Origin of the sequence: Paenibacillus chitinolyticus NBRC 15660, from assembly GCF_000739915.1 — a bacterium.
Lineage (GTDB): Bacteria > Bacillota > Bacilli > Paenibacillales > NBRC-103111 > Paenibacillus_F > Paenibacillus_F chitinolyticus.
The window spans coordinates 332,464-346,152 of the sequence record NZ_BBJT01000004.1 but is presented as its reverse complement, the minus strand read 5'-3'; the positions used below and the strand labels follow the sequence as shown (position 1 = coordinate 346,152).

10 protein-coding genes are annotated in these 13,689 nt (G+C 57.3%); all 10 read left to right on the top strand.

What is annotated here, in order from left to right; all coding sequences use genetic code 11:
• Position 1: 1 nt before the first annotated feature.
• The 10 genes from PCH01S_RS11530 to PCH01S_RS11485 all read left to right on the top strand — a co-directional run bounded on the left by PCH01S_RS11530 (position 2) and on the right by PCH01S_RS11485 (position 13,536).
• A complete protein-coding gene (locus tag PCH01S_RS11530; protein WP_156972816.1) occupies positions 2-1,684 on the top strand; it encodes a cobyric acid synthase in 1,683 nt (560 codons plus the stop codon).
• Between the two features lie 177 nt (positions 1,685-1,861).
• Positions 1,862-2,431: a cob(I)yrinic acid a,c-diamide adenosyltransferase gene (locus PCH01S_RS11525; RefSeq protein ID WP_042229405.1), complete on the top strand. Its 570-nt coding sequence runs from the start codon at positions 1,862-1,864 to the stop codon at positions 2,429-2,431.
• Positions 2,428-3,570 carry an RluA family pseudouridine synthase gene (locus PCH01S_RS11520; RefSeq protein WP_042229404.1) on the top strand — a complete coding sequence of 381 codons (1,143 nt, stop codon included), beginning with the start codon at positions 2,428-2,430 and terminating at the stop codon, positions 3,568-3,570. Before PCH01S_RS11525 ends, PCH01S_RS11520 begins: the two co-directional genes overlap by 4 nt.
• Before the next feature lie 356 nt (positions 3,571-3,926).
• A complete protein-coding gene (locus tag PCH01S_RS11515; protein WP_042229403.1) occupies positions 3,927-4,283 on the top strand; it encodes an arsenate reductase family protein in 357 nt (118 codons plus the stop codon).
• A 48-nt stretch (positions 4,284-4,331) separates the two neighbouring features.
• Positions 4,332-5,405, top strand: a complete 1,074-nt coding sequence (locus tag PCH01S_RS11510) for a site-2 protease family protein (protein WP_042229402.1) — start codon at positions 4,332-4,334, stop codon at positions 5,403-5,405.
• Positions 5,406-5,434: 29 nt separating this feature from the next.
• Complete coding sequence (locus PCH01S_RS11505; protein ID WP_042229401.1) at positions 5,435-6,628, top strand: aminotransferase class I/II-fold pyridoxal phosphate-dependent enzyme; 1,194 nt, start codon at positions 5,435-5,437, stop codon at positions 6,626-6,628.
• Between the two features lie 96 nt (positions 6,629-6,724).
• Positions 6,725-7,861 (top strand): DNA sulfur modification protein DndB, encoded by a 1,137-nt coding sequence (locus tag PCH01S_RS11500; protein ID WP_042229398.1) that lies wholly within the window; start codon positions 6,725-6,727, stop codon positions 7,859-7,861.
• Positions 7,861-9,033: a DNA sulfur modification protein DndB gene (locus tag PCH01S_RS11495; protein WP_042229395.1), complete on the top strand. Its 1,173-nt coding sequence runs from the start codon at positions 7,861-7,863 to the stop codon at positions 9,031-9,033. The genes PCH01S_RS11500 and PCH01S_RS11495 overlap by 1 nt, the downstream gene beginning before the upstream one ends.
• A gap of 227 nt (positions 9,034-9,260) precedes the next feature.
• Positions 9,261-12,533: a glycosyltransferase family 39 protein gene (locus tag PCH01S_RS11490; protein WP_042229393.1), complete on the top strand. Its 3,273-nt coding sequence runs from the start codon at positions 9,261-9,263 to the stop codon at positions 12,531-12,533.
• Positions 12,534-12,630: 97 nt separating this feature from the next.
• Positions 12,631-13,536 (top strand): 5'-3' exonuclease, encoded by a 906-nt coding sequence (locus PCH01S_RS11485; RefSeq protein WP_042229390.1) that lies wholly within the window; start codon positions 12,631-12,633, stop codon positions 13,534-13,536.
• The last annotated feature ends 153 nt before the right edge of the window (positions 13,537-13,689 follow it).

Genomic DNA, 13,689 nt, shown 5'->3' with positions numbered 1-13,689 from the left:
CATGAGGAATTCCACTCATACAGAAGGACGCAAAGGTACGGTCTCGACTCACCGCGACCGTGAAGCGGATCAACCGGAGGCCAGCGGGAGCGGGACGGACGGAACGCGGGCCAGAACCCTTATGGTACAGGGGACGGCTTCGGATGTCGGCAAAAGCATTTTGACGGCGGCTCTGTGCCGCATTTTCGTGCAGGATGGCCACCGCGTGGCGCCGTTTAAGTCGCAGAACATGTCGCTGAACTCTTACGTGACTCCAGACGGCAAAGAAATCGGGCGGGCACAGGGCGTACAAGCCGATGCGTGCCGCATACCGGCCACGACCGATATGAACCCGATTCTGCTGAAGCCGTCTCAGGATATGCGCTCCCAGGTCGTTGTTCACGGCAAGCCTTATCAGGATATGGACGCGAGAGCATACCGCGAATCTTACCTGCCCCTGGCGGAGAAAGTCGTGTGTGAGGCGCTAGAACGGCTGCGTCGGACGGTTGACCTCGTTGTGCTTGAAGGAGCCGGAAGTCCGGCGGAGATCAACCTGAAAGACCGGGATATCGTGAACATGCGGATGGCGAAATGGGCCGACGCCCCTGTAATTCTCGTGGCGGATATCGACCGGGGCGGGGTGTTTGCGTCGATCGTCGGGACGCTGGAGCTTCTGGAGCCGGATGAGAGGGAGCGGGTAAAGGGATTTGTCATCAACAAATTCCGGGGAGACGTCAGCCTGTTGAAGCCGGGATTGGACTGGCTGGAGGAACGGACGGGAAAACCAGTTCTCGGCGTCGTCCCTTACTATCCGAAGCTGGGGATTGAAGACGAAGATTCTGCTTCGCTGGATTCCAAAAGAAGGCTGGAACCGGCTCCGGCCGCACAGCAGGACGGTCAGCGGCCGGATGTGCTCGATATCGCGGTCGTCCGGCTGCCCCGGATTTCCAACTTCACGGATATCGATCCGCTGCACGAAGAGCCGGATGTGTCCGTGCGTTACGTCGGCAGCGCCGCCGAATGGGGGAATCCGGATATCGTGCTTGTGCCGGGGAGCAAAAACACGATGAGCGACCTTCTTTTTCTGCGGGAAAGCGGCTTGGCCGACAAAATCGTCCGTCACGCGGGTTCTGAAGGCAGGGTTGCAGGGATATGCGGAGGCTACCAGATGCTGGGCGAGGCACTTTCGGACCCGCTCGGAACGGAATCCGATTATAGGGGGGACCGGGAAGGACTCGGCCTTCTGCCGGTGGCGACCGAATTCAGGCCGGAGAAAAAAACGGTGCGTGCCGAAGGAAGCTGCGGACTTTTTCGCGAAAAGCCGGATCTGCCGGTCGACGGCTATGAAATTCATATGGGCGTGACAAGGATGACGGACGAAACGTCGGAGCGCCCCTTTCGCCTTCGCGCTTCCTTGACGGGTTCCGGGGATGAAGCCGGTGCGGCGGAAGGTTTGCATCCGGAGGGAGCTTCGGCTTTCGAAGGACGGGTCTGGGGAACGTATCTGCACGGCATTCTTCATAACGACGATTTCCGCAGATGCTGGCTGAACGAAGCTCGGCAAAGCAAAGGCTGGGAGCCTCTTTCCGCCGAACTGCGTTTTCGCGAAAAGCGGGAGGAAGCGTTCGACCGGCTCGCGGATCACGTTCGCAACCATATTGACATGGATCTCTTGTACGAGATGGCGGGATTAACCGCTGAGTAAAAGCGTCCGGACAAGTTTCCGGAGAGAGCGAATTTCGGATCGAATCCATTTGCACTGCCTGTCCGGGGAAGCTATGATAAGAAAAAGAGCCTTTCGGAGCTGATGAAGCGAACGGGCGATGTTTGATTTTTACCCTGAATATAAGAAAGATACTTGGCGTGAGCGGGAGGAATACAGGTGAAAATTTATACGAGAACAGGGGACGCCGGCAAAACGGGCGTCATCGGCGGACGTGTCGATAAAGACGACGAACGGGTGGAAGCATACGGAACGGTAGACGAGCTGAACTGTTATCTGGGGCAGGCGATGAGCTTTATGGACCCGGAGAAGTTTGGCGATCTGCTGGAGGACCTGCTTACGGTCCAGCATGAGCTGTTTGACTGCGGGTCGGATCTCGCGCTGCTCAAGCAGGAGCTGAGGCCTTTTAAAGTGACGGCGGAGATGGTGGACAATCTGGAGACTTGGATCGATAAATACGATGCCGAGACGCCCGATATTACACGGTTCATTCTGCCGGGGGGAAGCCGGGGTTCCGCTGCGCTTCACATCTGCCGGACGGTATGCCGCCGTGCCGAAAGACGCGTCGTGACACTGGCCCGCACCCAGGAGATCAACGTGGAGGTACGCCGTTACTTGAACCGCCTGTCGGATCTCTTCTTCACGATTGCCCGCACGGCCAACTTCCGGGAAGGTCAGACGGACGTGGAGTATGTCCGCAGCGCCGAGGTGTTCCGCCGGAAAAAATGATGAATTATTACAGTCCTTTAACGTATGTGGTCCCTCCCGATGAGGAGGGTTTTTATCTGAAAACGATTTTGCAGAACCGGATGGGTCTCTCGCGGAAACTGCTCTCCAGGCTCAAGCTGACGGAGCAGGGAATCACCGTCAACGGCAAGCGCGAATATATCAGCATCAAAGTGAACGGCGGAGACGTGATCGAGATCCGGATGCAGGAGGAAGAGTCGGAGGATATTTTGCCTCAAGACCTTCCGCTAGAAATTTTGTACGAGGACGAGCACCTGCTCATCGTCAATAAAGAGTCCGGGATGATCGTGCATCCGACCCACGGGCATTATTTGAATACGGTGGCCAACGCCGCCGTGCATCACTGGAAAGAGCGGGGGGAAAACGTCCGCTTCCGGCCGGTTCACCGGCTGGACCAGGAAACTTCGGGCGTGCTCGCGATTGCGAAAAATCCGTATGTGCACCAGCAGATTTCGGAGCAGATGATTGCTCACAGCATAACGAAGGAGTACCTGGCCATTGTGCACGGCACGGTAGCGGAGGACCGGGGTACGATCGACGCTCCGATCGACCGCGATCCGGAACAGCCGCACGTCCGCATCGTGACGCCGTCCGGTTATCGCGCCGTCACGCACTACGAGACGGTGCGGCGCTACGACGGCATCACACTTGTGCGGCTGATGCTGGAAACCGGGCGGACGCATCAAATCCGCGTCCATATGAAGCACCTCGGGCACCCTCTCCTCGGTGACAAGATGTACGGCCCGGAGGCGGACGCTCCGGCCCGTAAGAGTGAAGGCAGCCCTTCCGGGGAGGCGCGCGATGCGGCGGAGGGTTGTGCCGCCGGAGAAGGCGTATACGGTGCCCCGGAGGCGGACAGCGCTGCCGGAGAGCCTGCACGTCCGCCCGCGGCGGACTTCGCCGCGGGTGAGGCCCCCGGAGCGGACGTCTCCGGCGGAATGCCGGGAGCGCCCTCTGCCGCGCCGTCTCCGGCAGCAGACGACGCGGCGGGCCCGGCGCTCGCCCGGCAGGCGCTGCACGCGTACCGGCTGGGCTTCGTCCACCCGGGCACGCGGGAGCGGGTGGAGTTCACCGCTCCGCTGCCGGCGGACATGCAGGCGGTTCTCGACGCCTGCGAATAGGCTCTCTGCGCCACGCGGGCTTTGCTGCCCGGCGCCGTAAGCTGCTGCGGGGTCCGCAGTCCTGCCTGCACCCAGCCGGGCGCCGGCAGGATTAGGCTGCCGGTTACGACGTACGGGAGCAGGCGCAAAGCCGCTTATCACCGCCGGCTTTGCCGACCGCCCAGCCATGCGCCGTCTGCCCGCGGGGCCGCCCGGTGGAACTTTTCCGGCAGTCCTGCGTATAAGAGCATACGGCAAGCAGGCCGCGATTCTTTTTAAACCAGCCTCCCCGCCGCATCGGCAGCGGAGGTTTTTTTCGGATACGCGAACCGCAGACCGTCAGCTACCATTATTGTCCATGAAAGGAAGTTATTTTTATGTCCGTAACAATTTATGAATACAGCAAATGCAGCACGTGCCGCAGCGCCCTGAAATGGCTGCGCGCCAAAGGGCTTGATCCGGTAACCGTTCCGATTATGGAACAGCCGCCGACCGTGGAGGAAATTCGCGTCCTTGTCCGCAACAGCGGGTTGGAGCTCAAAAAGTTTTTCAATACCGGCGGAGAAGTATACAGGGAGCTGGGACTGAAAGACAAGATCGGGAGCATGACGGAAGACGAGCAGCTGGCTCTGCTTGCATCCAACGGCAAACTGCTCAAGCGGCCGATCGTAACGGACGGGAGCAAGGTTACCGTAGGTTTTAAGGAAGCCGACTTCGAGAAGGCGTGGGGGTAACGGAGAAGTTCCGCAGGGACTGTCCGTTTCCGGAAAGGGGTGACTGAATTGCCTGATAAGCAATCGTCCAAATCATCTAAAAAAAATCCGCTCTGGGTTCTTGGAGCCATCGGGGCTTTTTTGCTGAAATTCGGAAAGTTCGGAAAGTTCGGGGCGACGATTATTTCGATCGCGATTACGATCGCCAGTTATGCGATCATTGCTCCGCTGCCGTTCGCTATCGGGCTGGTAGCGATGATTTTTATCCATGAAATCGGCCACGTGCTCGCGGCCAAGAAGAAAGGGCTTCCGGTCACGGCGCCTCTTTTCATTCCGTTTCTGGGCGCGCTGATCAGCATGAAGCGCAATCCGAGGGATGCCGTTACGGAAGCTTATATCGCCTATGGCGGGCCGCTGCTCGGAACGATCGGGGCTACGGCGGCATTTGCCCTGGGTGTGTACACCGACTCCAACCTGCTGATTTCGATCGCGTATACCGGATTTTTTCTGAACCTGCTCAACCTTCTTCCTATCCATCCGCTGGACGGGGGACGTATCTCGACCGCTGTGACCCGCTGGCTGTGGCTGGTCGGCCTGATCGGCGGACTGGTCGTTATCCTTTATTTGCGAAGCTTCCTGTTTCTGATCATCTGGGCTTTGTTTGCCTGGGATTTATACAAAAAATTCGTCAAATTCCGCGATAAGCCTCAGATTATGCATTTTCAGCCGCGTTTTGACATGACGGCCCACCATTTGCTGGCACACGGGTATATGATTCCGGGAGAGGATCACCGGCGCGATCTTGCTTTTACGACCTACTCCGAGCTGAGCGGGGATGAAGCAGGCGTGCAAATGGTGCATACCTCCTGGGACGCGATCGAATTCGAAACGAAATTCGCCCTGCCCCGGCAGGCCGTGGTTCACCGTGTCCAGGTGGTTAAAATCGAACGGGTTACGCGTGAAGACGGCCTGCATCTGGTTCTGCACTTCGATGTCGAACTGGAGCCGTTCGAGAACGATGCCTATTACGAGGTTCCCACGGCTTCACGCTGGAAGTTCGGTGCGGCTTATTTCGCGCTCGCCGTGTATCTGCTGGCTATGATGAACTGGGTCCACCGGGTACTGCCCGCGGCCGCTTATTAAAAAGTCGATTCAAGGGGGAAACATTCCGAATGAAAGCATACGGCTCGACAAGATTAGACAGTCTGGGGTCGGCGATTTTCGCCGAGGTCGCCCAGTGGAGAAGGGAGGCGGAGGAACGCGGCGTCGATGTCATCGACCTTGGAATCGGAAGTCCCGACCTTCCGCCTTCTCCGCGTGTGATCGAGGCCCTGGCGGATGCCGTGAGAAATCCGCGGGCCTACGGCTATCCGGGCTCGGAGGGAACGCCCGAATTCCGCAGGGCAGCCGCGGGCTGGATGCACCGCCGGTTCGGGGTCACGCTCGACCCGCAGCGCGAGGTACTGGCCCTGATGGGCTCGCAGGACGGATTGGCCCATCTGGCGATGGCCCTGTGCGATCCCGGCGATACGGCGCTTGTGCCCGATCCCGGCTATCCGATTTATGCGGCCAGCCTCGTTCTGGCCGGCGTGCAACCCGTTCTGATGCCTTTGAGGGAATCGAACGGGTTTCTTCCGCATCTGGAGAGCATCCCGCCGGAAACGGCGGAGAAGGCTTCTTTCCTGCTGCTGAGCTATCCCGGCAATCCGATCCCCGAGGCGGCGGACCGGGCTTTTTACGAGAAAGCGCTGGCCTTTGCGGAGCGTTACGATCTTCTGATCGTGCACGACCTGGCCTATTCGGAGCTTGCGTATGACGGCTACAAACCGATGAGCATTCTTGAGCTGGAAGGCGCGAAGAAGAGGGCGGTGGAATTTCATTCCTTGTCCAAAAGCTTCAATATGGCCGGCTGCCGGATCGCCTTTCTGGCCGGTAATGCGGAAGCGGTGGGCGCTCTGCGCCGGTTGAAGTCCAACATCGACTACGGCGTTTTCCTGCCTGTTCAACAGGCCGCCGTCGTAGCACTGGAGGAGGAGACGTCGTTTCCGTCTTCCATTTCGGAGGTATACGAACGGAGACGGGATGCGCTCGTGGACGGCCTGCGCCAAATCGGTTGGCATGTCCCCCGGCCTAAGGCGACGATGTTCGTCTGGGCGAAAATTCCGCAGGGATGGACTTCCCGACATATTTCTCGGGAAATATTAGAGCGTGCGGGAGTAGCGATGATCCCCGGAGACGCTTTCGGGGCGGAGGGTGAAGGCTATGTGCGCATAGCGCTTGTCCAGTCAGAAGAACGCCTTCGGGAAGCCGTGTCTAGAATCGGCGAAATATGGCAGTCGATTAGCGAAAGAGAGAGAAATACATAAATTTTCCAAAAGACCCGTTTTAAAGAAGGAAATTCTGCCAAGAATGAGTAAAGTAATAGAGGTTCCTCTACGAAACAGGGTTGAAAGGAGTTAATTATGGATTCTATCTTTTCGCTGTCCGAGCTGCTGTCCCAACAGAAGCCTTCTTCCCTTGTGGAAATTCCGGGTGTGCTCGGCCAAACTTTTGGACAAGCGACGCTTTCGACAACATTGCCTATTAGCAAGCTTTTTTCTATTTACGAGGTGGATCTGGAAGTTCAGCGTGCTATCATTCCGCGCAATCTCAGCAAGCTGATGGATTATGTTTCGCTTTATCTGGATAATCATCAGCCGATTTATTTCCCGGGTGTTATTTTCTCGGCAAGGGGGGCCGGCAGCTACGACTCCGAGCAGCACGTGTTCCAACTTCAGCCGATTGAAAAGTTGTATGTCGTCGACGGACAGCATAGGCTGGCGGCCTTCCAGCGTTTGATGGAAACGCTTCAAAGCCAGATGGCGCGCGCCAAAGACCGCAGGGAATACGACCGGATGGAAGTAATCACGGAAAAACTGAGCCGTCTGTACGCATTCCCGGTTTCGACGATGATCTATCTGGACATCGACGCGCGCCAGGAACGCCAGCTGTTCTCGGACATTAACAAGCTTCCGCGCAAAATCGGCGGAAATCTGGCCGTTCTCCGGGACCAGCGTCGTTTCTACCACGTGACCGCCTCGCAGCTCGTAGAGAAGGCTCCGGTGATGCAGCACATCCCGGTCGATATGTTTTCCGAGCGGGGAAAAGCGCCGGAATTCCTGTTCACGTATCACCTTCTGATCGAAATTCTGGTTGCCCTGTTCGAAGGGCGGATGAAGTCCGGCGCCCGCAATAACGGCTACCATTATGAGGAAGAAGAAGTAACGGATCATCTTTCGATCAGTTCCTTTTACTTCCAGCAGCTGCTGAAATATTTGCCGGAACCGGTAAAGGGCGAGCCTGCCTGGTCGGAGAACATTCAAATCGCGCTTGCGCTCTTCTTCCACGAGGAAGCGACCAAAAGCGCGAAGTTCAACCGCTACGCGCTGGAATACGCGACGAAAATCCTGCCTCATATCGACTGGAACGCGATTTTCAGCGGAGACGAGAAGGACCGGCTTCCGCGCCGTTCGCGGATTATGAAGGCCTATCAATATATCCGCTCGTTCTACCAGGAGCAGCATCTGTTCCTGATCAGCGATAAGGAGGATGTCGGCTGATGGATGGATTATGCCTGCGAATGACGATTCACCCGTTCTGCGAACGTTTCGGTCTCGCGACTGTAGCCCTTAAAGTGCAGGACCTGCTCAACTATACGATGATTGATGCGATTGTACAGCGCAAGCTGAGCAAGATGCAGCGCCGTAAAATCTCGAACTATCTTCAGGAGCGAGAGCTCGACCAGGTCTTTTTCGGTCCGGTCACGCTGTCGCTTCGGGATGTGAGCCAGCTTACCCGCACGAGCGAGGAGCTGTACCTGCGGCACGGGTCCAAGCTAAGTATTATCGACGGGCAGCACCGGATTCTGGCGCTGGGGTTTGTCAATGAACAGATGCAGAAGGAAGTGAAGCGCACCGAGCGCAAGCTGGCTTCCCTGCGAGTGCGGCACCGCAAAGAAACGGACAACCGGGAGCTGGCCGACGAAATCGCTCAGGTAAGCGGTCTGCTGGAGCAAATGGAGGCCCGGCGGCTGGGGCTGATGGAAAGCGAACTGGCCGTACAAATCTACATCGGGCTTAACGAGGTGGAGGAGCAGCAGCTTTTCGGGGATATCAACTCGAAGGTGCAGCTCGTGAGCAAAGAGCTCGGGCATTCGTTCGACTCCGTCGATCCGCTCAATCTTGTAATCCAGCAGGTTGTCGACCATAACATGCTGTTGAAAGAGGCCGGCGTGGAGAAGCGCAGCAATTTGACGGCTTTCAACCGGAATTTCACGTGTCTGTCGTGGATGTATTCGACGGCGGTCATGCTCTTTTCGGGCAAAATGCAGTCGTCTTACGAGCTGCAGCGCAAAATCCGCAAGGAAACGGCCACGTACGTGGAAATTTTGCACCAGTTCTATAACACGATTCTGCCGATGATGCCGGAGCAGCCCGGGCTTGTCCAGGTCACTTCCGCCAACCGGGTTATGCAGGAAAGCGTTGCGTTGTATGCGAACCAGTTCTTGTTCCGTGACGGAGTGTACAACCCGGAATGGACGTCGTGCCTGCGGATTCTCGAAGGCTTCGACTGGTCGCATGGCAATGAAGAGCTGGTCTATATTTTCGGCTCGCTGGATAACGGCAAATTAAATCTCATTCATGAAAAATCTCTGCGCAAGCACGGCAAGCTCGTGAGCTTTTTCCTGGAAGGCATCGAGCCGGACGGGTTGAAATCGGCCGAGCTGGCTTAGAGGGACAACGAGTAAACGAACAACCGGATCGGAAGACGTCTGCCTGTGGGCGATGTTCCGAGATCCGGTTTTTTGGTGTGCTTGCGGACGGAAACCGGTACGGGAGGTGCGGAGTCGTCAGGGGGCGCGAAGGCACCGGAGGTAAATGTGTTTGCCAACCAAGGGACCGTTCCTCCATAATAGGAAGAAATACGCTGGATTTTACAAAGCTGTAAGGGAGTGAACGCATGCAAATCGGGGAAACGATGCCCAAGGAGGCGAATGTTCGGCACGCTATTTTCGCTTTGGCGCTGGCGGCAGCCGTTCTCATCCGCTTTCTCGTGGCTCCGAATGTTTTTGGCTACGACGCCGATGTGCGCACGTTTATGGCGTGGGCGGACCGGGCGTTTACGGTCGGATTCGGAAATCTTTATACCGACCCGGGCTATTTTCTGGATTACCCGCCGGGGTATATGTATATCCTGTACCTTATCGGCGCCGCCCATCATCTGTTCGGGATCGGATGGGGAACGGGACTGTCTCTGGTCCTGCTGAAAACACCTCCAATGCTGGCGGATCTGCTGGCTTCGGTTCTTCTGTACCGGCTGGCTCTGCGGTCCGCAAATGTACGGCAGGCCGCCGTGCTGGCTTCGCTGTATATGCTGAATCCGGCCGTATGGATCAATTCGGCGGCCTGGGGCCAGGTGGATTCGCTGTTTATGCTTTTCGTTCTTCTGTCCCTGCTGCGCGTGGAGGACAAAAAGTTCCCGGCAGCGGCGGTTTACCTGGGGCTGGCGGTTCTGCTTAAACCGCAGGGCCTGCTGTTCGGCCCGTTCTTCCTGCTGGCTCTGCTCTGGCGGGTCCGGCACAAAGGGTTCGGGCGGGAGCTTGCGGTCAGCGCAGCCGCCGGAGCGGCTGCCTTTCTGCTGCCGGCCCTGCCTTTCGCCTGGAAGATGGAGCCGCTTTGGCTGCCCAAGCTGTATTTCGGCACGCTGGCTTCATATCCGTACGCTTCGCTGAATGCCTTCAACCTGCTGGCGCTGCTCGGCGGCAATTTCGAGTCTGTTGACGGCCGCCTCTTCTCTTTGACCTACGGGGCTTGGGGCACGCTGTTGTTTGTGCTGTCGCTCCTGTTCGTTCTGGTTTTCTTCGCCAAAAACATGGGCAGGAAGGGCGCGGGCTTGTACGCGGGGTTCCTGTTCGCCACAAGCGCGTTTATGCTGATGACCAAAATGCACGAACGGTATTTGTTCTACGGGCTGCTCCTGCTGCTGGCCGCTTATTTGCGGTCGAAGGACCGGAGGTTGCTTGTGCTGTTCGCCGGTTTTTCTGTGACGCATTTCGCGAATGTGGGCTATGTGCTCTGGAAAAGCGTGAAGGGGGTGTTCCACATCCCCAAACACGATCCGGTTCTCATGCTGGTCTCCCTGCTGAACGTGATTCTGTTCGTGATGGCGTGGCAGGCTGCGCGCACATGGGCGAAGAAATCCGCCGGTGCGGACACCCGGCCTCAAGCCGGTGCCGCCGCCGGGAAGGGGCTCTTCGCCGGCTTAATGAACCGTGGTTCCGTCGCGTGGGACCGGGACGGAGCCGTGGCCGCCAGACAGCCGCTTCTGACGAAGAAGGACGGCTGGCTGATGGGCGGAATCACCGCAGTCTATGCGGTGATCGCGTTGGTCAACCTGGGGTCGTTCGACGCGCCCCAGACGTTCTGGAAGCCTGCGAGTCAGACGGATACGGTCGTCGCCGATCTCGGCGCGACGAAGCAACTGACGCGCATCCATGATTTTGCCGGCGCCGGAGAAGGCGAATTCCGGTATGAATTCTCCATGGACGGCGTCACCTGGAATGATCCGATCGACGTGAAATCGGATTATACCAAGGTATTTACCTGGAACGTCGTGAAGACGGACCGGAATGCCCGGTATGTGAAGATTACGCCGCTCGCTACCGGGTTCGCTCTGCATGAGGCGGCCTTCTTCGACGGCGCGTCCGACACCCCTCTGCCGGTCAGCGTTCTTCCGGGAGACGATACGCAAAATTCCGGGGAACACCGGAAAATATTCGATGAGCAGGCGATTGTACCGTCCGCTCCGGGCTATAAAGACGGCACTTATTTCGACGAAATCTATCACGCCCGGACGGCTTACGAGCATCTGCACCGGATTGAGCCTTATGAGAGCACGCATCCGCCTCTGGGCAAAATTCTGATCTCGGCGGGTATCGCCCTGTTCGGAATGAATCCGTTCGGCTGGCGCATTGTCGGCACGCTGTTCGGCGTCGCGATGCTGCCGCTCATGTACGTGATGGCGAAGCGTTTGTTCGGCCGGACGGAGTATGCGGCAATGGCGACGTTCCTGTTCGCCGTCGATTTTATGCACTTTGCCCAAACGCGGATTTCTACCATCGACGTGTACGGCGTATTTTTTATCATGCTGATGTTTGCCTTCATGTACCGCTATACGACACTGAGCTTTTATGACGTACCGCTTCGCAAAACGCTGCTTCCGCTCGGGCTTGCGGGCGTCACGTTCGGCATCGGCGCCGCCTCCAAGTGGATTGTGATCTACGGCGGAGCGGGTCTTGCCGTGATGCTTGCCCTGTCGCTCTGGGAGCGGTTCGGCGAGTACAGGCAGGCGCGCCGCAGTCTTGCCGAGTGGAGCCGTGAGGCATCTACGGCGGAGGGGCCGGATAGGGTATGGAACGGGGGAGGACCGGCGGGAGCAGCCGATGCGTCAGGCGTATCCGCCGTTTCCGGTGAAACCGGGCAGCCGCGTATTCCGGGCGTATTCGAGCGTTTTCATACCTCGGAGAGCAGCGACGACGACCGGGAAAGGTGGACGCGAATCGTTCGTAAATTCCCGCGGAATACGGTGTACACTCTGCTTTTCTGCGTGGTCTTCTATGTACTTATTCCGGCCGCCATTTATGCCGCGTCCTATATTCCGTTTATGCTGGTGCCGGGTCCGGGTCACGGATTTGCCGATGTGATCACGTACCAGCAGCATATGTACAGTTATCACAGCGGGTTGGTCGCGACCCATCCGTTCTCTTCAAGCTGGTGGGAATGGCCTCTGATGATCAGGCCGATCTGGTACTACAAAGGGGAGTTCGTTCCGCCGGGCAGTATGTCGAGCATCGTATCGTTCGGCAATCCTCTCGTCTGGTGGCCGGGGCTTATCTGCGTCCTGCTTGCCCTGTGGGCAGCCGTTAAAACGAAAAACAAGCCGCTCCGGTTCTTGCTGATTGCGTACGCATCTCAGTATCTGCCCTGGATGCTTGTACCGAGGCTGACGTTTATTTACCATTATTTCGCCATGGTTCCGTTTATGATTCTGATGATTACCTTCTTCCTCCGGCACCTTATTGAGACCAGGCCGAAGCTGAAACGATGGATTTACGTGTATCTGGCCGGCGCAGCCGTGCTGTTCGCGGTCTTTTATCCGCTGCTTTCGGGTCTGGTCGTGGATGATTCGTACACCGGATGGCTGCGCTGGCTGCCGGGTTGGAGCTTTTTCTGAAAAGATGGAAACAATTGTCCCCTCTATCAACCGTTTCTTGTAAAGGAAGGCTTGCCCCCGTGTGATATAATAGAGGGGAAGAATCAGGGTTCGGCCCATGATGGGAGAGATATTTGTGACACAAACCAGACCTGCAGTCCTGCTGGTGGACGGAATGGCGCTGCTGTTCCGGGCTTACTACGCATCGGCTGTGACCGGATATATTAAACGGACGAGCGCGGGAGTGCCGACGAATGCCGTGTACGGCTTCGTGCGGTATTTCTGGGACGCCGTCCAGACCTTTTCGCCGTCGCACGTCATCGTATGCTGGGACATGGGCTCCAAAACGTTCCGTACCGAGCAGTTCACGGATTACAAGGCTAACCGGGCCGCAGCGCCCGAAGACCTGATTCCCCAATTTGACCTTGTCAAAGAAGTAGTGGACAGCTTCGGAGTGCCGAATGTGGGGATGAGCGGCTATGAAGCGGACGACTGTATCGGAACGTTGGCGCAAGCGTACAAAGATTCGGCGGATGTGTTCATCCTGACCGGGGACCACGATCTGCTTCAGCTCGTGGACGACAGCGTAAGCGTCATTATTATGAAAAAAGGCCACGGCAACTACGCCGTTTACACACCGGACCTGCTGCTGGAGGAGCGGAATCTGTCAGCGGCCCAGATTATTGATATGAAAGGGCTGATGGGCGACACCAGCGACAACTATCCGGGCGTAAAAGGCATCGGAGAGAAAACGGCGCTGAAGCTTATTCAGCAGTATGGCACCATCGAAGGCATTCTGGAGAATCTGTCTGAACTGCCGAAAGGGGTCCGGGCGAAGATCGAGGCGCAGCTCGATATGCTGCATCTGTCCAGGGAGCTGGCGACGATTTTCCTCAAGGTTCCGGTCGCCTGCGCACTGGAGGAGTGCTGCTGGGCCATCGATCACGAGCGGGTGCTCACGAAGTTCGAGGAGCTGGAGTTCAAGGGATTGGCCAAACTGGTCAGCCAGCCGGCTTTTTTGTAAGAGAAATGAAAGGGAACGTGTAAAGTACAGCACTTGCAGTCCGGCTTGCCGGCCCTTTTGGAATTGGAAGGCGATTCGTTCGGCTGCTGCCGGCGGATCGCTTTTTGATTGTTAATTCCGCCTTTTCTTCTTATTAAAATGTCGCAAAAGGGT

What these genes read in the sequence shown, in the direction of transcription:
- PCH01S_RS11530 (WP_156972816.1), top strand. Translation starts at nt 2, where the DNA reads ATGAGGAATTCCACTCATACAGAAGGACGCAAAGGTACGGTCTCGACT.
- PCH01S_RS11520 (WP_042229404.1), top strand. Translation starts at nt 2,428, where the DNA reads ATGATGAATTATTACAGTCCTTTAACGTATGTGGTCCCTCCCGATGAG.
- PCH01S_RS11515 (WP_042229403.1), top strand. Translation starts at nt 3,927, where the DNA reads ATGTCCGTAACAATTTATGAATACAGCAAATGCAGCACGTGCCGCAGC.
- PCH01S_RS11505 (WP_042229401.1), top strand. Translation starts at nt 5,435, where the DNA reads ATGAAAGCATACGGCTCGACAAGATTAGACAGTCTGGGGTCGGCGATT.
- PCH01S_RS11500 (WP_042229398.1), top strand. Translation starts at nt 6,725, where the DNA reads ATGGATTCTATCTTTTCGCTGTCCGAGCTGCTGTCCCAACAGAAGCCT.
- PCH01S_RS11495 (WP_042229395.1), top strand. Translation starts at nt 7,861, where the DNA reads ATGGATGGATTATGCCTGCGAATGACGATTCACCCGTTCTGCGAACGT.
- PCH01S_RS11490 (WP_042229393.1), top strand. Translation starts at nt 9,261, where the DNA reads ATGCAAATCGGGGAAACGATGCCCAAGGAGGCGAATGTTCGGCACGCT.
- PCH01S_RS11485 (WP_042229390.1), top strand. Translation starts at nt 12,631, where the DNA reads ATGATGGGAGAGATATTTGTGACACAAACCAGACCTGCAGTCCTGCTG.